The sequence below is a fragment of the Glycomyces buryatensis genome, assembly GCF_004912275.1.
Lineage (GTDB): Bacteria > Actinomycetota > Actinomycetes > Mycobacteriales > Micromonosporaceae > Glycomyces > Glycomyces buryatensis.
On record NZ_STGY01000019.1, the window covers coordinates 6691 to 25050 of the forward strand.

Annotated in this window: 22 protein-coding genes; 11 read left to right on the top strand and 11 right to left on the bottom strand. The window is 62.5% G+C overall.

Annotation, left to right across the window (positions count from 1 at the left end):
* Positions 1-299: 299 nt before the first annotated feature.
* Positions 300-1682 carry an aldehyde dehydrogenase family protein gene (locus FAB82_RS04795; protein ID WP_136533407.1) on the bottom strand — a complete coding sequence of 461 codons (1383 nt, stop codon included), beginning with the start codon at positions 1680-1682 and terminating at the stop codon, positions 300-302.
* Between the two features lie 301 nt (positions 1683-1983).
* Here FAB82_RS04795 and FAB82_RS04800 point away from each other — a divergent pair, with 301 nt between their 5' ends.
* Positions 1984-3084 (top strand): calcium:cation antiporter, encoded by a 1101-nt coding sequence (locus FAB82_RS04800; RefSeq protein ID WP_136533408.1) that lies wholly within the window; start codon positions 1984-1986, stop codon positions 3082-3084.
* Positions 3085-3087: 3 nt separating this feature from the next.
* Here FAB82_RS04800 and FAB82_RS04805 read toward each other — a convergent pair whose 3' ends face one another.
* Positions 3088-3867, bottom strand: a complete 780-nt coding sequence (locus tag FAB82_RS04805) for a TSUP family transporter (protein ID WP_136533435.1) — start codon at positions 3865-3867, stop codon at positions 3088-3090.
* Positions 3868-3949: 82 nt separating this feature from the next.
* Between FAB82_RS04805 and FAB82_RS04810 the strand changes: the two genes are divergently transcribed.
* From FAB82_RS04810 to FAB82_RS04830, 5 genes are all read left to right on the top strand, one after another.
* On the top strand, positions 3950-5539 hold the full coding sequence (locus FAB82_RS04810; protein WP_168801419.1) for a recombinase family protein: 1590 nt from the start codon (positions 3950-3952) through the stop codon (positions 5537-5539).
* A gap of 101 nt (positions 5540-5640) precedes the next feature.
* Entirely contained in the window at positions 5641-5868 is a 228-nt protein-coding gene (locus FAB82_RS04815; protein ID WP_136533410.1) for a hypothetical protein, read from the top strand.
* 185 nt (positions 5869-6053) lie between these two features.
* Complete coding sequence (locus FAB82_RS04820) at positions 6054-6680, top strand: hypothetical protein (RefSeq protein ID WP_136533411.1); 627 nt, start codon at positions 6054-6056, stop codon at positions 6678-6680.
* A 78-nt stretch (positions 6681-6758) separates the two neighbouring features.
* Positions 6759-7001, top strand: coding sequence for a hypothetical protein (locus tag FAB82_RS04825; RefSeq protein WP_136533412.1), 243 nt, complete (start codon positions 6759-6761; stop codon positions 6999-7001).
* 105 nt (positions 7002-7106) lie between these two features.
* The gene (locus FAB82_RS04830; RefSeq protein WP_168801420.1) at positions 7107-7754 is read left to right on the top strand and encodes a recombinase family protein; all 648 of its coding nucleotides are present in this window, start codon (positions 7107-7109) and stop codon (positions 7752-7754) included.
* A gap of 368 nt (positions 7755-8122) precedes the next feature.
* Here the strand turns inward: FAB82_RS04830 and FAB82_RS04835 are convergent, their stop codons facing one another.
* The 6 genes from FAB82_RS04835 to FAB82_RS04860 form a co-directional block, all read right to left on the bottom strand.
* Entirely contained in the window at positions 8123-8533 is a 411-nt protein-coding gene (locus FAB82_RS04835; protein WP_136533414.1) for a hypothetical protein, read from the bottom strand.
* Positions 8520-9017 (bottom strand): hypothetical protein, encoded by a 498-nt coding sequence (locus tag FAB82_RS04840; protein WP_136533415.1) that lies wholly within the window; start codon positions 9015-9017, stop codon positions 8520-8522. Before FAB82_RS04840 ends, FAB82_RS04835 begins: the two co-directional genes overlap by 14 nt.
* Positions 9018-9352: 335 nt before the next feature.
* The gene (locus FAB82_RS04845) at positions 9353-9568 is read right to left on the bottom strand and encodes a hypothetical protein (protein ID WP_136533416.1); all 216 of its coding nucleotides are present in this window, start codon (positions 9566-9568) and stop codon (positions 9353-9355) included.
* 206 nt (positions 9569-9774) lie between these two features.
* Entirely contained in the window at positions 9775-10062 is a 288-nt protein-coding gene (locus FAB82_RS04850; protein ID WP_136533417.1) for a hypothetical protein, read from the bottom strand.
* Positions 10062-10469, bottom strand: coding sequence for a helix-turn-helix domain-containing protein (locus FAB82_RS04855; protein ID WP_136533418.1), 408 nt, complete (start codon positions 10467-10469; stop codon positions 10062-10064). Before FAB82_RS04855 ends, FAB82_RS04850 begins: the two co-directional genes overlap by 1 nt.
* Positions 10470-10501: 32 nt before the next feature.
* Positions 10502-10798, bottom strand: coding sequence for a hypothetical protein (locus FAB82_RS04860; protein WP_136533419.1), 297 nt, complete (start codon positions 10796-10798; stop codon positions 10502-10504).
* Positions 10799-10949: 151 nt separating this feature from the next.
* Here FAB82_RS04860 and FAB82_RS04865 point away from each other — a divergent pair, with 151 nt between their 5' ends.
* A complete protein-coding gene (locus FAB82_RS04865) occupies positions 10950-11330 on the top strand; it encodes a hypothetical protein (RefSeq protein ID WP_136533420.1) in 381 nt (126 codons plus the stop codon).
* Between the two features lie 309 nt (positions 11331-11639).
* On the opposite strand, the gene FAB82_RS04870 is transcribed toward FAB82_RS04865, so the two are convergent.
* Together FAB82_RS04870 and FAB82_RS04875 are read right to left on the bottom strand one after the other, a co-directional pair.
* A complete protein-coding gene (locus tag FAB82_RS04870; protein WP_136533421.1) occupies positions 11640-13196 on the bottom strand; it encodes an AAA family ATPase in 1557 nt (518 codons plus the stop codon).
* Positions 13197-13218: 22 nt separating this feature from the next.
* The gene (locus FAB82_RS04875) at positions 13219-13524 is read right to left on the bottom strand and encodes a hypothetical protein (RefSeq protein ID WP_136533422.1); all 306 of its coding nucleotides are present in this window, start codon (positions 13522-13524) and stop codon (positions 13219-13221) included.
* Positions 13525-14411: 887 nt separating this feature from the next.
* Here FAB82_RS04875 and FAB82_RS04880 point away from each other — a divergent pair.
* From FAB82_RS04880 to FAB82_RS04890, 3 genes are all read left to right on the top strand, one after another.
* Positions 14412-15182: a helix-turn-helix domain-containing protein gene (locus FAB82_RS04880; RefSeq protein ID WP_168801421.1), complete on the top strand. Its 771-nt coding sequence runs from the start codon at positions 14412-14414 to the stop codon at positions 15180-15182.
* A 4-nt stretch (positions 15183-15186) separates the two neighbouring features.
* On the top strand, positions 15187-15360 hold the full coding sequence (locus FAB82_RS04885; RefSeq protein ID WP_136533424.1) for a DUF397 domain-containing protein: 174 nt from the start codon (positions 15187-15189) through the stop codon (positions 15358-15360).
* Between the two features lie 142 nt (positions 15361-15502).
* Positions 15503-16105 (top strand): helix-turn-helix domain-containing protein, encoded by a 603-nt coding sequence (locus FAB82_RS04890; RefSeq protein ID WP_136533425.1) that lies wholly within the window; start codon positions 15503-15505, stop codon positions 16103-16105.
* Positions 16106-16270: 165 nt separating this feature from the next.
* On the opposite strand, the gene FAB82_RS04895 is transcribed toward FAB82_RS04890, so the two are convergent.
* Entirely contained in the window at positions 16271-17740 is a 1470-nt protein-coding gene (locus FAB82_RS04895; RefSeq protein WP_136533426.1) for a catalase, read from the bottom strand.
* A 193-nt stretch (positions 17741-17933) separates the two neighbouring features.
* On the opposite strand from FAB82_RS04895, the gene FAB82_RS04900 reads away from it, so the two are divergent.
* Positions 17934-18353: a Fur family transcriptional regulator gene (locus FAB82_RS04900; RefSeq protein WP_136533427.1), complete on the top strand. Its 420-nt coding sequence runs from the start codon at positions 17934-17936 to the stop codon at positions 18351-18353.
* Positions 18354-18360: the final 7 nt, after the last annotated feature.

Here is an 18360-nt window from a genome sequence, read left to right on the forward strand (position 1 = left end):
TACGACAAAGAGACGCCGGTCATATCCGACCCGTGGAACGGTTGCAGCACAATACGTCTCACCACGACCGCCACCGGCACCGCACCGCACCATCACACCCCCGCACCCCGCCACCCCTCCCCCCTCCCCGCGGACGGGCACGGAGGCCGCGCCCGTCCCCACCGCTGCCGTCGCCGATGCCTGTAGCGCAGCCCGACCATAAACCGGCATGGCCCCGCCGACGCGCCGGTTCCCATTGCAGGCCTCCCCAAGCGCGACAAAACCGTCCGCGCAGCTGCTCCAGCCGAACGACTTTGCTGCTAGCGCAGCTTGCGCATGATCGCTTCCTTCACCCCGGTGAACGGCGGGTAGACCACCTGCATCGTGTCCGGCATCAGCGGCTTGTCGAGCACCGCCTTCGCGTGGCTGAACGTCTCGATCGACCACTTCCCGTGGTACGAGCCGAGACCGGAGGAACCGACGCCGCCGAACGGGAGCCCCGGCACGTCGATGTGCGCCATCGCCACATTGAATCCCACTGCGCCCGAGGAGGTCCGGGTGAGCAGCTTCCGCCGTGTCGCGTCCGAGGACGTGAAGGCATACAGCGCCAGCGGCTTCTCCTGGCGCAGCACGATCCCGATGGCGTCGTCCAGGGTCTCGGCGGCCACGATCGGCAGGATCGGGCCGAAGATCTCCTCCGCCATGACGGCATCGCCTTCGTCCACATCGGCCAGGACCGTCGGCGCGATGTACCGCTCGCCGCGGTTGTGCCCGCCCCCGCAGACCAACCGGCCCTCGCCGAGGAACGCCGCCAGGCGGTCGAAGGACCGCTCGTCGATGATGCGCCCGTAGTCCGGGCTCTCGGCCGGGGCGTGCCCGTACATCTCTCGCACCGCCTCGGCCAGATGCTTCTCCAGCTCGCGGCCCACGTCGTCGACCGCGATCACATAGTCGGGGGCGACGCAGGTCTGGCCGGCGTTCATGAACTTCGCCCACACGATCCGCCGCGCCGCCGCGGCCAGGTCCACGCCCGGCTCCACGATCGCCGGGCTCTTCCCGCCCAGTTCGAGCGTGACCGGCGTCAGGTGCTCGGCCGCGGCCTTCGCGACGATCTTGCCGACGCGGGCCGAACCGGTGAAGAAGACATGGTCGAGGCGCTCGGCCAGCAGCGCCGACGTCACATCGGGGCCGCCCTCGACGACCGCGACGGCATCCTCGTCCAGGTACTCCTTGAGCAGCCGCGCCAGCGCCGCCGACGTCGCCCCCGCCGCCTCCGAAGGCTTGAGGACGACCGCATTGCCGCACGCCAGGGCCCCCGCGAGCGGGGTGAGCGCCAGCTGCACCGGGTAGTTGAACGGCCCGATCACCCCGACGACCCCCAGCGGCTCGCGCAGCACGAACGACCGCGCGGGCTGGAGATGCGGCGGAGTGTGGACCCGCTTGGGCCGCAACCACGAACGCAGGTGCTTGCGCAAGCTTCGCACCTCGGCGGCGGCGAAGTCGATCTCGCTCAGGAACGACTCGGGGGCGGCCTTGCCGAGGTCGGCGCGCAGCGCGTCGGCGAGTTCGTCCCCGGCGTCGCGCAGCAGCCGGTCCAGGCCCTTGAGCTGCTCGAGACGCCACGGGAACGGTTTGGTCCGCCCGCTCTCGTAGTGAGCACGTAGGCGGGCGACGACGGCGCTGGGGTGGTTCGCATCGGACATGCACCCGAGGGTAATGGGCCGAAACCGTTAATGGGGGCGGGTATACGGGTTCATTCTTGCTCCGAGATGGCTTCCGGGAGCCGTCCTCGGCCCCGCCCCCTCTGACCGCGGACTCCGATGAGTGCTCTGGCCGGCCTCGTTACGGAGTCGACAGTACTAGGGCGGTGCGACATTCTCGGTCGGGCGGCGGCTACCTTCCCATGCTGCCTCGGGCATTGAGGACGCTCAAGGGACTGTGCGCGGATCCTCGCGATCGGTGAAGGCTCACGGCACCGGCGCCCGATTGTGCGACGATGCGCAGGTGGCAGCCGCGAAGAGATCCAAGATTCTGAACTGGACCGTCCTCACGCCACTGTTGGGCCTGGTGGTGCTGGCACTGACCTGGGGACGCCAGCTCGGCGCCGTCCCGGTCACCATCGTCGCGGCCGCCCTGTGCGGCGCCGTCCTGGCCGCCGTCCACCACGCGGAGGTCGTCGCCGCCCGCGTCGGCGAACCGTACGGCTCGCTCGTCCTCGCCGTCGCCGTCACCGTCATCGAGGTCGCCCTCATCCTCACGATCATGGCCTCGGGCGGCTCCGACGCCTCCTCGCTCGCGCGCGACACCGTCTTCGCCGCCGTCATGATCACCGCCAACGGCATCGTCGGCATCTCGATCCTGTGCGGCGCCATCAGACACGGCGTCATCCACTTCAACTCCGAGGGCGCCGGAGCGGCCCTGGCGACCGTCGCCACCCTCGCCACGGTCTGCCTGGTCCTGCCGACCTTCACCACCGCCGAGCCCGGCCCCGAGTTCTCCACTTCGCAGCTGGTGTTCGCGGCGCTGGCGAGCCTGGCGCTGTGGGGCATGTTCGTGTTCACCCAGACGGTGCGCCACCGCGACTTCTTCCTGCCGGTCGATGCCGACGGCTCGGCCCGCGAGGCCGAGGTGCACGCCGACCCGCCCACCGGCAGCGCCGCTCTGGCGAGTCTGGGGCTGCTCCTGGTCGCACTGGTGGCGGTCGTGGGTCTGGCGAAGGTCGAGTCGCCGTCGATCGAGGCCGGTGTCGACGCGCTCGGTTTCCCGCCGTCCTCGGTGGGCGTGGTCATCGCGCTGCTGGTGCTGCTGCCGGAGTCGATCGCGGCGGTGCGGGCGGCGCTGCGCGACCGGGTCCAGATCAGCCTCAACCTCGGCTACGGTTCGGCGATGGCGAGCATCGGTCTGACGATCCCGGCGATCGCGGTCGCCTCGATCTGGATGGACGGCCCGCTCGTGCTGGGCCTGGGGCCGGTGCAGATGGTGCTGCTGGCGCTGACGGTCGTCGTCTCGGTCCTCACGGTGGTCCCCGGCCGCGCGACCCGCATGCAGGGCGGCGTCCACCTGGTGTTGCTGGCGGCCTATCTGTTCCTGGCCGTCAACCCCTGATCCTTAAGCGCGCCAGCCGGTCCACACGTCCCAGGAGAGGCGGGTCAAGAGGCCCAGGACGACGACGACCATGACGATGCGGATGAAGCGTGAGCCCTTGGACATGGCGGTGTGGGCGCCGATCCAGGCGCCGATCATGGTGGCGGCGCCCATGGCGAGGCCGAGCTGCCACCACACGCTGCCTTGCACGGCGAAGACGACGAGGCCGCCGATGTTGGTGGCGGCGTTGACGACCTTGGTGTGGGCGGCGGCGGTGATGTAGTCGAAGCCGAGGATGCCGGTGAAGGCGACGGCGAGGAAGATGCCGGTGCCGGGGCCGATGATGCCGTCGTAGAAGGCGACGCCGACACCGCAGGTGAGCATGACGGCGGCGCCGCGCCAGTTGGTGCGCAGCTTCGGCTGCGGCTCGGTCCCGAACTCGGGCTTGGTGATGACCAGGACCAGCACCGCCAGCAGGACGGCGATGATGATGGGCTTCAACGCGTTCGAGGAGACGAGGGCGGCGGTGAGCGCTCCGGCGCCGGAGCCGACGAGCGCGAGTCCGACCGTGGGCCACAGCAGCCGGTGTTCGAGTTTGATCTTGCGCGCGTACGTGATCGCGGAAGTGGTCGTGCCGCAGACGCTGGCGAGCTTGTTGGTGCCCAAGAGGAGCACCGTCGGGGCAGTGGGAAATGCCACCAATAGGGCGGGCAGGGTGATGAGTCCGCCGCCGCCTACGACCGCGTCGACCCATCCGGCGAACAGAGCCGCGGCGATGAGCAGGGCAAACAGGCCGGGGTCGATGTCAAAAAGCACCGGGCAAAGTTACTTGCCGCTTGGCCAGCCGACACGCCGGTGTGATCATAAAGATGACATACAATACCTCGTGAGCAAACGAGTTCTGGGCGTGCTACGTATCAGCCGCGACACCGACGAATCCACCTCCATCGAGCGCCAGCGCGAGCACATTGAAATGTACTGCCGCCTGCGCGGATACACACTCATCGACTGGTCTGAAGATCCGGGCGTGAGTGGCGCGACATCCCCCTTTGAACGCGAGGGCTTCGGCCCGTGGCTGAATGACCCACTCAAGATGTCGACCTATGACCTCGTGTGTGCGTGGAAGTTGGACCGCTTCGGCCGGAACGTCGGGGAGTTCCTGAAACTCGCGGCCTTCCTGACCGCGAACGGTAAGGAGATTGCGACCACAGATGGCACGGTCGACACCACCACACCCCATGGAAAGTTCTTCACCACGATCATCTCGGCAATGGCTGAGTGGGAGCGCGACGTAATCAGTATGCGCACCAAGGACTCACGCGCCAAACTCCGGAGCGTAGGCCGATGGGCTGGCGGGATCACGCCCTTTGGATATCGCGCGGTCAAGAACCTTGAGGGCGAGGGCTACGTCTTGGACACCGATCCCGAGACGGCACCAATAGCACGCGAGATCATCCAACGGGCGACGGATGGAAAGTCCCTCAACTCAATCTGCATCGACCTCAATAAGAGGGGCATTCCGTCGCCACGCGGAGACAAGTGGGCCACGAACACCATGCGGAACTATCTGCGCTCCCGCCGACCACTCGGCCAAGGCGTTGGAAGAGACGGAGACGTCATCCGGGGCATGGATGGGGTACCAACACAATTCGGCCCGCCTCTCATCGAGAAACGCGACTGGGACCGGTTGCAAGGCGTCCTCGACACGCGGGCCAAACCCAAGGCATGGGCGCGAAAAGGCAAGCCCGCGTTGCTCTCTCAAATTGCCTATTGCTCCGTGTGCGGCGAGAAGATGTACATCAAGCGGCGAGGCGATCGGGCCGACCATCCGGGCTACTACTGGTGTCGAACTTCGAGTTGCAAACGGCAGTCGGTGCGGGCTGACCAACTCGACACCCTGGTGAGTCACGGCGCGCTCATGGCCCTGTGGAAGATCCCCGAGACGAAACGGCAGTTCATACCGGGTGTGGACCACACCGAACAACTCGGAGAGGCTGAAGAGGCGCGCGACTACCTCATCGCGCAAGCGGCGAGTAGGACCGGGAGCGCCCGTGAACCATGGGAGCGACAGATTGCCGCACAAGAGGAACGGGTCGCGACACTCGCCGCAATGCCCCGAGTCGAAGCCCATTACGACTATGTCCCAACCGGCCGGACGTACGGCGAGGCGTGGCGCGCTGGCGTTGACGACATCGAACGCGGAGAGTTGTTGCGCCGCACCGGACTTCGGGTGTTCGTGCTCCCGTTCGGCCTCACGCGGTGGTCATGGCCCGATGACCTTGCGGCCCAACTGAAGGACGGAAGTTCCCGCATGTCGTATGTGGACCACACCGGGGATCGGAGCGACGAACACGCGCGCTGGCATGGGCGGAAGCCACCGATCATCATGCGTGGCAACGTGATCGAGGCGACCGACACGCGGCCCGAAGATGCGGCTGACCTCCTGGTTCGGGTGTTCCCGATCCCCGATGCATAGGCCCTATTCAACCGAACGTCATAGAGGCCGGCCTCTTCGACCTATTAGACCTGGTCACGGGCCCTCTTATGGTGGTCACACACCGAACGAAGGAGAATCCCGTGGAAGAAACCCTGATCGACTTCCTGGATCACGTCATCACGCACCCGGACAACATCACGGGCCTGGTCAACTACATCATGTGGTCCACCTGGGACGGAAACCCCCGTCTGACCCCCGCTGACGCCAACGTGATCATGGCGGTTATGCATTCCATTGACCCCACAGAATCCGGGGTTGCCGCTTCGGTGCGCGACACCATCCGTGACAACACCGAGCTGACCGTGTAACCGCACGTCAACGGGGCCGCCATCGTGAATCGCGATGGCGGCTTTTTCATGCCCGCGTGATGCATAGGGCCTATTCAACCGTTCGGTGTTGAGGGCCGCCGTCTCGGCCTATTAGATACCGTGAGCTGGGCTTTTACGGTTAACGGGTTCCTCCACAAGGGAGGACCGCAACGAAGGAGCACACCATGGAACTCACGGCCGTTATGCCCGACGACATCCGCGATCTGACCGGCGAATTCGTCACCCTCGTCCTGACCGACGACACCCGCATCTCGGGAATCATGAAGGGCGTCAACGCGAAAGGCGTCCGCATCGTCCCCTCCGATGGCGGGAAAGAAACCACCCGCTCCCTCCGCCGTGTGTCGGCCGTGGTCACCGAAGAAATCGAGGACACCCGCACCGAAGCCGACTACGAGTCCGAAGTGGCTGCGTTCCACACCGATGACGTCCTAAACGCGGACGTTGCCGACGAAGCCGAGACGGCCGACGATGACGTGATGGACGACACCCGCAACGAAGAGGAATACGACTTCGAAGGCGAGATGACCGTGATCACGATGGATGGTGGCGCGTACATCGAAGCCGACGACATCCCGGATGACGTCTCTGAGATCACCGACGAAGGTCCCGCGCTGCCGGGTTCGGTGTCCACCCCCCGCGAACTGGCCGACATCTTCGGCACCTCGGCGTTCGCCATCCGACAGGCGTTGCGCGCGTTGGGTCTGAACGTCGGCAAAGGCAAGCGGTACGACCTCTCATCGCTGACCAAAAAGGAACTCACGTCCATTCGCGAGAAGGTGATGGCGAAGTGAACATGTCGTATCTGCTGTTCATCCCGATCATTCTCGGCCTCGTCATCATCGTCCAACTCGCGAAAGAAGCAACCCCCAATGATCAACCGCGCCCTCACCGCAACTGCCGTCCTCGCCGCTCTGGCCGTCCTGCAACTCGCCCACTGGGCCCGGAAGTTCACCGACTCGCCCCGGGCGCTGGTGGTGACGATCTGCCTCGCGTACTCCGCGTGCGGCGCTCTCATGCTCCTCGCCATGCCCCACAAGATCGAAACCGCGTGGTCCTGGGCGAAGGCAACGGTTACTACCGCGTGGTCGGCCGTGTGGCAACTCATTAGCTGACCCACCTGCGCCACTCGGTGGGGAGTGGCGCGTAAGACCCCCCGTCCTGGCTGGCGACGGGGGGTCTTTCTATGTCCGTGAAAAGAAAGAATGAATGGACGTGACATGCAAAAGATCATGATCGGTTACTTGCGCCGGAGCAAGGTCAACAAAAAGCGCCCTGAGATCGACGCTCACGGCATCGAGGCCCAACGCGGGGTCATCACACGGGAAGCGCGTCATCGGGGCTGGACGTTGATCTGGGCTCCCGTAGATGACGGCCGTACCGGCGCCAACGTCAACCGGCCGGGTTTGGTGTGGGCCCTGAACGAACTTCGGCACGGTCGCGCGCATGGGCTCATCGTGTCCAAGTTGGACCGGCTGTCTCGGTCGGTGGCGGACTTCGGCACCATCGTGCAAAAGTCCCGAGACGAGGGGTGGTCAATCGCGTTGCTCGACTTGGGGGTTGACACGTCCACACCCAATGGTGAACTGGTGGCGGGGATCATCGTGCAGATTGCACAGTGGGAGCGCCGGATCATATCCGAGCGGACCACGGAGGCACTTCAGGCCGCCCGAGAATCCGGCACGCGGCTCGGGAGGCCACGGGCGGTAAGTGACCACACAATCGGCCGGATACTCGATCTGCGTGGATCTGGGGCAACCCTGAAGGCCATTGCCGACACGCTGAACCTCGATGGTGTCCCAACCGCGCACGGTGGCAAGGAATGGCGCTCGTCCACCATCCGGGGAGTTCTGGCGCGCAACCGCTGAGGGAAACGGGCAATTAGCCTGGACTGAACAACACCCCCGCCAAGGTAGATGGCGGGGGTGTCGAGTATGCGGGTTAAAGAAGCTGACATCACTGAAATTGATGTCAGCTCTGGAGGTCAACGACGATCAGTCAAGATCATTAATGAGCCTGCGCTTTACCGCGTGACCTGCCGTCATCAATGGTCGCACAACTGCCGAGAGTCTCTATTTACGCGATCCCGTAAATAGCAAATGCACGTTTCGTAAGCGGAGATAGTAAAAGAGGGACCACACCCCATGTCCGAACAAGGTGTGATCCCTCTGCCGCATCCAAAGGAGAATGGAAGAATGCGGCTATCCACTCGGCCGTGATGGAACCCGAGTGGAGTCTAATTAACCCCGTCGAGGGCTCCTTCTCCGTCAACGAACCGCTGTCGCCTGGTGGCTACGGCCGTGGTGATGTCGGCTTCTGCTGCCGCAACGAACCCGAGTCGGTCCATCATTGTGGAGACTACGGCAACGGAGGTCAAGAGCGGGACCTGAGAGCGCGCATTGCGACCATCGATCCAAGTCACGATGTCTTCGGCTGCGGCGAGTTCGGACGAGGACGTGAGTTCACCACTGGTGGCGATAGCCTCGTGTCGACTTTGGATCGCTGCCTTGAGGTCTCCACGATGATACGTCTGATTGGCGAAGTCGAGTTCATACCGACACAAAGAAGTACCGGCGCGACGCCTGGGCACCAATTCATCAAGTTTCGCCTCAACGGCCGCTGCGTCTGCGAGATCAACGGTCGGCATTGTCGGCCTCCGTCTGACGCTTGCCCGCCATGAGTGCGACGGCTGCCGCAATGGCACCGGACGACTGTTGCGGGTAGATCGAAGACTCGGACGGGAATTGTGCGTTAAGCCTATCCGTCACCCGATCGAGGGTCTTCTTAGTGGGTCGGCCGTACGCCTCAACATCTTCGGTAAAGCGGTCAAGGACTTTAGGCGTAAGAACGTCATTGCCCTTATAGCCTTGGCGTGCATCTCGCTGCTTATTCCTGCGGTCCACACCTGCCGTGAATTGGTCGGAAGCGGTACCGCCATTCTCGGCTTGAGCGGCACGAATGCCCTTGTCATGGTCACGAGCCATTCTAAGGGCTTCGTTGAGTCCCTTATCATGCACCCGCTTGAGTGCCTTGATGTCGACATCTTCGGGGAGGTAGCGGCGTGCTTTCTGGTTCCAATCATGCGCGAACTTCGCGCGGATGTCCGGATAGTCGTTGTCTTCGTTAAGCATAAGTAGTCATTCCCTAATGGTCGAGTCTGGTTATGGCGGAGGCGACGTGATCTGAATCCGCGTGCCTCCGCCAATACGACCACAAGAAAGTGTGAGAAATGAAGAACGTACCCCCGGTAGCTCGATACAAGTCGCGAGCCATCGCCCTGTATCCGGAGGTGGGGTGTGTCTGCCGATGCCTCGCCATCCACTCCCACAACGGTTCTCGTAGCACCATCTCGGCCATTGTCTCACTGTTCGTAGCGGCCATAGTGTCAACATATATGACACCCGTCAAAGTCCGCAATGGGTGAATGGCAGTTGAGTTCTTAGGAATTGACCGTTTGGTGTAGCGACTACCAATCTTTCATCATGACGTCCTTCTCAGGCTTTGACCCATCACGGATGTACGCCTCGATGATTTCGACTCGCCTGAAGAATGTCCGGGGCATTGGTGGTCCCTCCGACCCGCCGGAAAGGCTCACGGCGGCCTGGACAGCTGCGGCTCTAACAGCCCGCTCGGCGTCGGCAGCCGGGTTCTGGGGCGCATTAAGGTCCTGTATCTCATTCATTCCGACATGATCGCACCGGATGTGGTCTGACGCTGGGGAATCGGGCTATTAGTTTTGGGAACCTGCATTCCCCTGAATGATGTTCGGGGGTTCGACACGCGTCATGTGGATGTGCATACAAGCCGCTGAGATCGTTCTAGCGGTACGAGCACGGGCGGGTGGTGTCGTCACATGGGCCAATCGTCATCGGACGGCTGAGGGCGTTCTTAGTCATCCTCGGCCATGCGACCGTTGACGATCGCTTTGTCTTCAAGGGACGCCTGCCGCGCTTCCGCCACGAGATCGTTGCGGCGCTTACGTTCGGCCGGTGCCTCTGCTCGACATGACGAGGTCCACGGATGGCTGTAGCTGACCATCGGGTCTTGTCCTTGCGCTTCCATCGCATTGGCAATGAGCGCGATCCGGACTCGCTGCCGATGCACCACACAGCGTTGATTCTTGATGGCGGCTTGCCTCTTCGCCTCGCGCTTGGTCGCCTCGACACTGAACGGCATCAGTCGTCCTCCCATACATCGGTACTCTGAAGTTCCACAACGGTCTTGACCGGCACGGCGAGGCCGAGAAGGCTCACGCGCTTCATTTCTATCGAGGCCAATTGCTGATAGATTTTGAGCTTCTGGCTTACGGTAATGTCCGATTCCTGTAGCTCGGCATGGAGCAATGACACAAGATGGTCGAGCCGATCCTCTACGGTGGCGCGGTACTGATTCACGCCCTCAACTGCACGTTCTTCTAGTAGCTCATTTACCCAATTAGAGATCGTTGTCGGAGACTTAACGCCGAGTTCCTTTGCAATATCCGGGTAGTACATGCCCTTTCGATGCATCTCAAGCGCTCGAATGGCTAGCTCTCTACGCTGGGCGCGGGAGCGTCCGTTCCGTCGCCCGTTCTTAGCGGCCATTTGTTAGTCCACTTCCTCAATTGTTATTCGGTCTAATCTTGCATTACATAAACGTATTCAGTCCTGCGGCTCACGGTGCCATCGTCCATCAGCTCTTGCAACGCGTCAGCCATATGCACCCCATCGACACCCCCGAACAATTCCGAGTGAGTCAAGATCCCGCCCTTGAGCCCGCGCAATGCGATGCGCTTCGCTCTGTCCACACCTTCACGGAGCGCCGCCTCTTCAGCTTCCCGCTGTTCTTTCTCGTCCTGTGCCTGAGTAAGCCGATAGTCGTTCAACGGCTCCCGACCACACACCAACTGCACCCGCTTGTTTCTCACCCTCATGCCGACATCATAAGAAACCCCGCCATAAGACAGCAAATAACATCCCCCCATCCCTACCCCTCCCGATATCCACCCATTCCCCGCGACAAACGCGCTTTACAGGAGTGCTCTAATAGCCATATCAACCACCCTTCGAGCAAGGAGTAAGACCATGCCCTTCCCTCCGGAACTCAAAGAGGCCGGCCTGGCTGTTCTCATCGAACATGCCAAGCGAGGCGACACCCTCACGTACAAGCAACTCAACATCGAACTCGGAACCCCAATCGATCCTCCGAAGGGTCACTACTTCGTCCGGCAAATCGGGCTGCTGTGCGACGACCTCAACGCGCGCCACCTCGCCACAACCGAGCACGAGTTCATGATCTCGGTCTTGGTCCGTACGGTCGACTCCCCACGCCTGCCGGGGGATGGGTTCTTCCGCCTCGCTGAGCGCCTCGGACGCCTGGCCTACACCGACGACATCAACGCGCGCCGTTCGTTCGTCTCCGACGAGCTGGAAGCCATTTACGCCGCCTACCGCATCGACACCTGAGCAATCCACACCGATCGAGCGGGAAGGCGTCAGTCAGCCACTCAGGGGCCTTAACGAGCCCAGCCCGTGAATTCGACCGTGCCGCATATCCGAACCCCCATACACACACGTTCGTAACGTCGTAACAACCCCTGGTCAGGGGCCATATTGCCCGTAACAAACCGTAACGTCGGGCCGTAACGTTGCCCATTGTGATTATGCGATAACGCACCGTGTTGTTACGGGGTTTGTTATGGGGTCCAGGCGTTTGACGTGCAGTTGTTACGACGTTACGACGTTACGGGGGGTGGGCCGAATCGCGCGGCACGGTCACGGCAACCGGTACGGCTTGCGCTCGGCGTCCTGCACTACCGTCCCGGCTTTCTTCATCTTGTGCAACCGCTGTCGAATCGTGTTCTCACTGATGTCCCAGTAGGCCGCAATTTCTCTGGCCGTGCCTTCACCATTCGCCTTCAAGTAGTCGAGGATGCGTTGCTGCGTGTCGCTCAAGTCGAGCTCGGCGGGTTTCTGATCGGTTGCGGTCCACAGCGGGCTTTCGAACATCCAGACGTGATCTTGTTCCTCAACATCCCGACCGGTGACGTTGGCGACCACCCGATTCTGACCTCGTGGGCGATTGAGGTTAATGATCGTGTCAGCCCCTCCGGTCAGTTTGGTGTGGCCCGAGGCCATTGCCACGAAGTCGTCGGTCTCTGCTTTCCTCGTGTGGTGCGTTACGACGATAGCGACTCGGTGATGGTCGGCAATCTTCTTGAGCATTGCCATGGCCTCCTCCTCCGCCTTGCCAGCCTCCCGCTTCTGGGCTGACTCGTCGCGCATCCGGCTCAAGGTGTCGATGATGACGAGGCGGCAGTCTGGATGCGCACGAAGCCAATCGTCCAATTGCTCGGCTCCCCCGTCCTTGAGCGTGGGATAGTCAAGTTCAATGTGCAACTCGTGCTTTGGCCGGAACCCGTCATCCCCAAGCGCCTTAATGACCTGTTCGCTCCGGTCCTGCATACGCCGCGCTGAGGGGTCGTCTAGAGCGATCATCAGCACCTCACCGGGGGGTGCCTTGATCCCGAGCACTTCACTGCCTTGCACGGTTGCGAAGGCGATATTGAGCATGAGCCACGTTTTGCCGATCTTAGGAGCCGCAACGACCATCGTCACGCCCTCGGGAATGAGCCCGGGGATCACCCACTCAATCGGTGCGAAGTAGGCCTTTCTGAGATCATCCAACGTCCATGAGTTCTGGTGTGGCTCGATCTCTGCGTCCTCGCCCGTTACCCGCATGTCTTTATAGTCCCCCGCTGCCTGCATGTCCATCTCCATCAGGTAGTTCAGGTTCTTATAGTCGTCATCGGTGAACTCATCGTCCAAGTCATCGATCGTCCCGCCGCTCTTCACTACTTCTATCAAGCGCAGTCCGAATCGCTCCCGTGTGGACCGTGTCTCGCGAATCCATGCGTCCTTGTCGCTCTCGCCCCGTTCGTAGCGCGCTACCTGTTCTTTCAAGCTCGTAGACCACGTCACCCATGGGGGTACATCGAATTCGGCCTCTTCGTCCCTCAGTTTGGCTGCTAGGGCCTTTTCCGACATGCCCGCGTACGGGTTGACGACACCGCACACGTGGTCCATGGTCTTAGCGACTGCGAAGAGTTGGTTGTATGCCTCTTCACCAAGCCGCACAAGGGCAATCTTGGCCTGGTCTTCTGGGAAATACTCGGCATTGTCGGGATCAGAGCCGAGAATGTTGAACGTGTTTTCTGGGGTTAGTGCGTCCCGCGCGATGAGGTCTTTCACTCGATCAACTCGTTTATTGATCTTCCATTCATCACGCTCTTTGGTCCAGAGCGGAGGCCCGCTATCCTGAATATCGCTCATGATATGATTAACTCGCTTTCGGTTAGTTCTGATTGCTTGCTTTCCTTTTGATTGAATTCTTTGAGCGGGGTTCTGTTGATCGGGTGGCTTCCTTTAGTTGTTGTTTCCTTTCGTTGAGTGGTAAGGGCGTCCGTTGGCTACGGGCGCCCTTTTGCATAGGTTCCTGAAGCGAGTAAATTTCGTTCTCTTGGTCCTCCACCCGTTGCTCAACCTCGTTGAGACAACCCAGCAGTTCCGCCATCTTCTTCTCAAGGAAGTCGATACGATCTTTTAGCCTGCCAGGGTCCACACCTTCCCGGAAGTCAATACGCCTCGGTCGCGCGCTCATTGCGTCTTCTCCTCCCCTCGCCTCATGTATTCCGGTGCCAGAGCATCGGGCGTGAATAGGTGGTTGAGCGGAACCCCGAGGTATTCCGGCAGTCGCTCACGAATCTCCGGAGTCGGTCGCCTTCGCCCCATAATTGATCCTCGGAGAGATCCGAGCGGGACGTCTATTTTCTCGGAGCAATACCGAATGGAGCCCTGCCCTTGTTTCTTAAGGATCCCGTGGGCGGGCTGTGTTCCGAATAGTGTTTCTGCGTTGGTCATGGATAAATGTTACGTCTTCGGTTACAACCGCTCTCAAATGGAAATCCCTTTCGCGCAATAATGGGTGACTAGAATCACCTTCCGGCTACGACAAAAGGACACCCGGCATAGTGCCGGATGCCCTCTCGATGAATGGCTATTCGATGATTTCGAAGTCGAGGCTTACGCGCTATGGCCCGTTCGGAGGATGCGAAAGTGGGACTTACCGGTCCGTGAGCACGGCATCGGCGATCTGGACCTCAAGGCACGGGTACGGGACCTTTCGGCCACGCGTCACCATGCACCTCAAGCAATACCCGAGGCCGCTGCCGTCATCGTCTGTCGCCTCGAAGTGAAACCGCTTGGACCTCCGGGCGTGGTCCTTCATCGCGTCAACCGTCATCCGTCACACGTCCTCACTACTGCCTCACAAGGCCACTCTGATCCACACCTGACACACGTACCGCTGTCGTGGTCGGGCTGGTGGTCATCATCCGTAGCCATGTGGTCGACGTTACGGAGGTTGGAGCCCTGACACACGTTCCGGGATTCGAACACTGTCGAGTGTGGAATGTCCGAAGATCGGACACCGGTTTCGCGGTGCTCTGTGGTTCCACTGCGGGCCAAGTCATGGCAATGTGTTCGGGCATGGGAGCCATGCTCAAGCGCCGACATCTCGGCCGACATCTACGCCGCCTCCGCCTCGATTCAGGCATGACCGTGAACGCGATCCTCCGCGCGAAGATCATGGGCAAGTCCAAGTTGTACGCCATCGAGAGCGGTAAACAACCAGACTTGTCCTGGCCGGAGATCCAAGAACTCGCACGGCTATACGGCGCACCGGAAGACCTGACCGCTGAACTCGTCCGCATGGCCCGTGAGTCGCTAGAACCCGGCTGGTGGGAACCGTTCTCAACGATCATGGTCAAGGACTTTGCATTGCTCCTTGAACTCGAACAAGCGTCCGACCGGATTTTCATCTACGCGAGTGAACTGGTGCCGGGATGGTTCCAAGAGCGCGAGTACATGGAGAACATCGACGGGATCACCTCCGAGGCAATCGAACTTCGCGAACTCCGGCAAGTCAAATTCTGGGAGCGCGATCCCGGCCCTGAGATCATCGTGGTCATCAATGAGGCCGTGCTCCGGCGTGGTATGACCCCCGGTCAACTGGAACGGCTGAGGCTCGATGCTGAGCGGCCCAACGTCGACATCCGGGTGTTGCCGTTCGGTGCCGGGTTGCACGCGTCGATGGATAGCTCATACATGATCATGGACTTTCCCGATGGGGATGATCCCGATGTCGTCTATCTGGAGGCGCGCGACGGCTGCCGGTACGAAGAGGCCCCTGCGACGGTTGCGCACTTCCGACGTACATTTAGTGTGACGAGACAACCGGCGACATCCCTGGAGGAGTAGCGCGATGACCGCATGGCGTAAGTCGAGCCGGAGTGGCGCGAACAACAACTGTGTTGAAGCGCGCACCGAAGGCGACGGGTTCCAAGTTCGGGACTCAAAGTTGGGCGACGGCTCCCCGATCTTTGCCCTGAAGACCTCGGATTTCACAAGCCTGCTGGCGATTGCCAAGGGCGAGTAACGAATCACAACGTCCCCCGGTGTGGCGAGCCCATGCCGGGGGATTCGTGCGTCTGACCTGGGCGTCATCACTATAACGACACCGACACGCCGATGAGGTGAGGAACACGTGTCGGTGCGTAATCGTTTGATATCAACAGGTCATGGATCTGACGAAACCCATGACCCACTTGGTGAAACGCGGCTACGAGTATACGTTCGACCCCGATGATCAACAGCTCCGGAACCTCGAGGAGACCCTCGAAGCGGTTCGGGCTGTTTACAACTGGTCCCTGTCGGTCTTTCAGCGCGAGTGGCGCCGGGACGAGTCGAAGCTGTCCTACGCCGAGATCTCGGCGCGGTTGACGCAGTGGAAGAACCAGCCGGCGAACCGCTGGGTCAAGGCCTATTCGTCGGTGCCGTTGCAGCAGATCGCCCGTCAGCTGCACACCGAGTACCACGCCTTCACCAACCAGCGGCGCCCCGAACCGGTCCCCAAGGAGCACGGGGAGCAGTCCGAGCTGGTCTACTCCCGGGCCGGCTACTACCTCAAGGGCCGCGAGGTGAAGCTCGCGAAGCACAAGGCGCCCTTGGACATCATCTGGGGGCTGGAGCGCCCGAACCGGGACGACATCACCTCGATCACGGTCATCCGCGAGGATGAGGAGTACTGGCGGCTGTGGATCGTCGCCGAGGAGTTCGTGGAGGTGCCGCGCCAGAAGCCGCCGGAATGCTCCGAGTGCGGGCGCGCCATGGACGCCGATTAACGGCCGCGGACACGGCAAGAGCCCGGCCGGTCCTGGGGGACGGCCGGGCCCTGCGGCTCGGATCGGCACTTGCGACAGGGGAGCCGATCCGAGCCCTGTGTCGAAATACCCGAAGGACCCTGGCGGCTTCGGTAGTCGGGTCCGGCGGGCTCTCGGCGTCTTTACCTACTTGCGCAGCTGTGAAACGGCGTCGGTGAGTCGCTTGCCGAAACCGGCGTCGGCGGCCGCGAAGTTCGCGATGGCGCGTTCGGCGATGTCGTCGCGGCTGACCTGCGAGATGAAGCCGGCGAGGTTGGCGATCAGGCGGTCCTTCTCGTCCTCGCTCATGAGCCGGTAGAGGTTCCCGGCCTGGACGGAGTCGTCGTCCTCGGAGTGCTTCGGGGTCTCCCAGGCGCCGGTGGCGCCGCCCACCTGCACGGGAGCCCACAGGGGCTGCTCGGACTGGTCCGGGCCGCCGAAGGAGTTCGGCTCGTAGTTCTTCTGTCCGCCGTGGCGGCCGTCGTAGTAGAAGCCGTCGCGGCCCCCGTTGCGCGCCTCGGTGGCGTGCGGGCGGTTCACCGGCAGGTGGTCGGCGTTGGCGCCGACGCGGTAGCGGTGCGCGTCGCCGTAGGCGAACAGGCGGCCCTGGAGCATCTTGTCCGGGCTCGGGCCGATGCCGGGCACGAAGTGCGCGGGCGAGAAGATCGACTGCTCGACCTCGGCGAAGATGTTCTCCGGGTTGCGGTTGAGCTCGAGCTTGCCGATCTCGATCGGCGGGTAGTCCTCGTGCGGCCACACCTTGGTGAGGTCGAACGGGTTGAAGCGGTAGTTCGCGGCCTCGGCGGCGGGCATGATCTGCACCTGCACGGTCCAGGACGGGAACTCGCCGCGCTCGATGGCCTCGCGCAGGTCCCGCTGGTGGGAGTCGGGGTCGGTCCCGGCGAGGACGTCGGCCTCCTCGGAGGTGAGGTTCTTGATGCCCTGGTCGGTCTTGAAGTGGTACTTCACCCAGAACTGCTCGCCGGCCTCGTTGACCCACTGGTAGGTGTGGGAGCCGTAGCCGTTCATGTGGCGCAGCGTCGCGGGGATGCCGCGGTCGCCGAACAGCCAGGTGACCTGGTGGGTGGACTCGGGGGAGAGGCCCCAGAAGTCCCACACGTTGTCGGCCTCCTGCGAACCGGTGTACGGGTCGCGCTTCTGGGTGTGGATGAAGTCGGGGAACTTGATCGCGTCGCGGATGAAGAACACCGGGGTGTTGTTCCCGACGAGGTCGTAGTTGCCCTCCTCGGTGTAGAACTTCAACGCGAAGCCGCGGGGGTCCCGGACGGCGTCGGCCGAGCCGAGGTTGCCGGCGACGGTCGAGAAGCGCAGGAAGGTCTCGGTCTCCTTGCCCACGGAGGACAAGAACGCCGCCCGGGTGTACTGCGAGACGTCGGCGGTCGCGGTGAAGGTGCCGTAGGCGCCGGCGCCGCGGGCGTGCACGACCCGCTCGGGGATGCGCTCGCGGTTGAAGTGCGCCAGCTTCTCCAGCAGCACCTGGTCCTGGATGAGCAGCGGGCCGCCGACGCCGGCCGCTTCGCTCTGGTTGTTGTTCGCCACGGGCGCACCGGATTCGGTGGTCAGCGGCCCGGCCGTGTTGTCGAACTGCTCGCTCATTGCTCTTCAAGCCCTCTCATGCGGTCGCACCCCCCGCCACCAGCGCGGCGGGGACCGGTCCTCGACTGTTCTTCCTTCGACTAGATCCTAGACTAGACTTAGTCTAAAAGAAGATCCAGTCCGGGGTAGGTAGGGTCACAGTGTCCTACCTGCTAAAGTGGGTGCAACTCCCGATCCAGCCTGAGAGACGACCATGAGCGACCTCGTAACGCGGCTGCGCCAGCGCAGTTGGCGCATGACCCCCCAGCGGCGCGTCATCGCCGAGACGCTCGACGGCGCCCACGTGCACTACACCGCCGACGAGATCCTCGAACGCGCCGCAGGCCGCATGCCCGAGATCAGCCGCGCCACCGTCTACAACACCCTCAACGAGATGGTCGCCCTCGGCGAAGTCCTCGAACTCAACCTCGACGGACGCTCGAAGCGCTACGACCCCAACGTGGAGCACGAGCACCACCACCTCATCTGCGAGGGCTGCGGGGCCACCAAGGACGTCCACACCGTCGGGAACCCCATGGACTGGCTCCCCGGCGACGAACGGCACGGCTTCGCCGTCACCCGCGCCTCCATCACCTTCCGCGGTCTGTGCCGGGAGTGCGCCGCGGCCTCCTGAGGCCCGC

Bases quoted from the DNA above. Each gene is read 5' to 3' on its own strand.
- FAB82_RS04795 (WP_136533407.1), bottom strand. From the start codon at position 1,682: ATGTCCGATGCGAACCACCCCAGCGCCGTCGTCGCCCGCCTACGTGCT.
- FAB82_RS04820 (WP_136533411.1), top strand. From the start codon at position 6,054: ATGGAACTCACGGCCGTTATGCCCGACGACATCCGCGATCTGACCGGC.
- FAB82_RS04825 (WP_136533412.1), top strand. From the start codon at position 6,759: ATGATCAACCGCGCCCTCACCGCAACTGCCGTCCTCGCCGCTCTGGCC.
- FAB82_RS04830 (WP_168801420.1), top strand. From the start codon at position 7,107: ATGCAAAAGATCATGATCGGTTACTTGCGCCGGAGCAAGGTCAACAAA.
- FAB82_RS04835 (WP_136533414.1), bottom strand. From the start codon at position 8,533: ATGCCGACCGTTGATCTCGCAGACGCAGCGGCCGTTGAGGCGAAACTT.
- FAB82_RS04840 (WP_136533415.1), bottom strand. From the start codon at position 9,017: ATGCTTAACGAAGACAACGACTATCCGGACATCCGCGCGAAGTTCGCG.
- FAB82_RS04845 (WP_136533416.1), bottom strand. From the start codon at position 9,568: ATGAATGAGATACAGGACCTTAATGCGCCCCAGAACCCGGCTGCCGAC.
- FAB82_RS04850 (WP_136533417.1), bottom strand. From the start codon at position 10,062: ATGCCGTTCAGTGTCGAGGCGACCAAGCGCGAGGCGAAGAGGCAAGCC.
- FAB82_RS04855 (WP_136533418.1), bottom strand. From the start codon at position 10,469: ATGGCCGCTAAGAACGGGCGACGGAACGGACGCTCCCGCGCCCAGCGT.
- FAB82_RS04860 (WP_136533419.1), bottom strand. From the start codon at position 10,798: ATGAGGGTGAGAAACAAGCGGGTGCAGTTGGTGTGTGGTCGGGAGCCG.
- FAB82_RS04865 (WP_136533420.1), top strand. From the start codon at position 10,950: ATGCCCTTCCCTCCGGAACTCAAAGAGGCCGGCCTGGCTGTTCTCATC.
- FAB82_RS04870 (WP_136533421.1), bottom strand. From the start codon at position 13,196: ATGAGCGATATTCAGGATAGCGGGCCTCCGCTCTGGACCAAAGAGCGT.
- FAB82_RS04875 (WP_136533422.1), bottom strand. From the start codon at position 13,524: ATGAGCGCGCGACCGAGGCGTATTGACTTCCGGGAAGGTGTGGACCCT.
- FAB82_RS04880 (WP_168801421.1), top strand. From the start codon at position 14,412: ATGGGAGCCATGCTCAAGCGCCGACATCTCGGCCGACATCTACGCCGC.
- FAB82_RS04885 (WP_136533424.1), top strand. From the start codon at position 15,187: ATGACCGCATGGCGTAAGTCGAGCCGGAGTGGCGCGAACAACAACTGT.
- FAB82_RS04890 (WP_136533425.1), top strand. From the start codon at position 15,503: ATGGATCTGACGAAACCCATGACCCACTTGGTGAAACGCGGCTACGAG.
- FAB82_RS04895 (WP_136533426.1), bottom strand. From the start codon at position 17,740: ATGAGCGAGCAGTTCGACAACACGGCCGGGCCGCTGACCACCGAATCC.
- FAB82_RS04900 (WP_136533427.1), top strand. From the start codon at position 17,934: ATGAGCGACCTCGTAACGCGGCTGCGCCAGCGCAGTTGGCGCATGACC.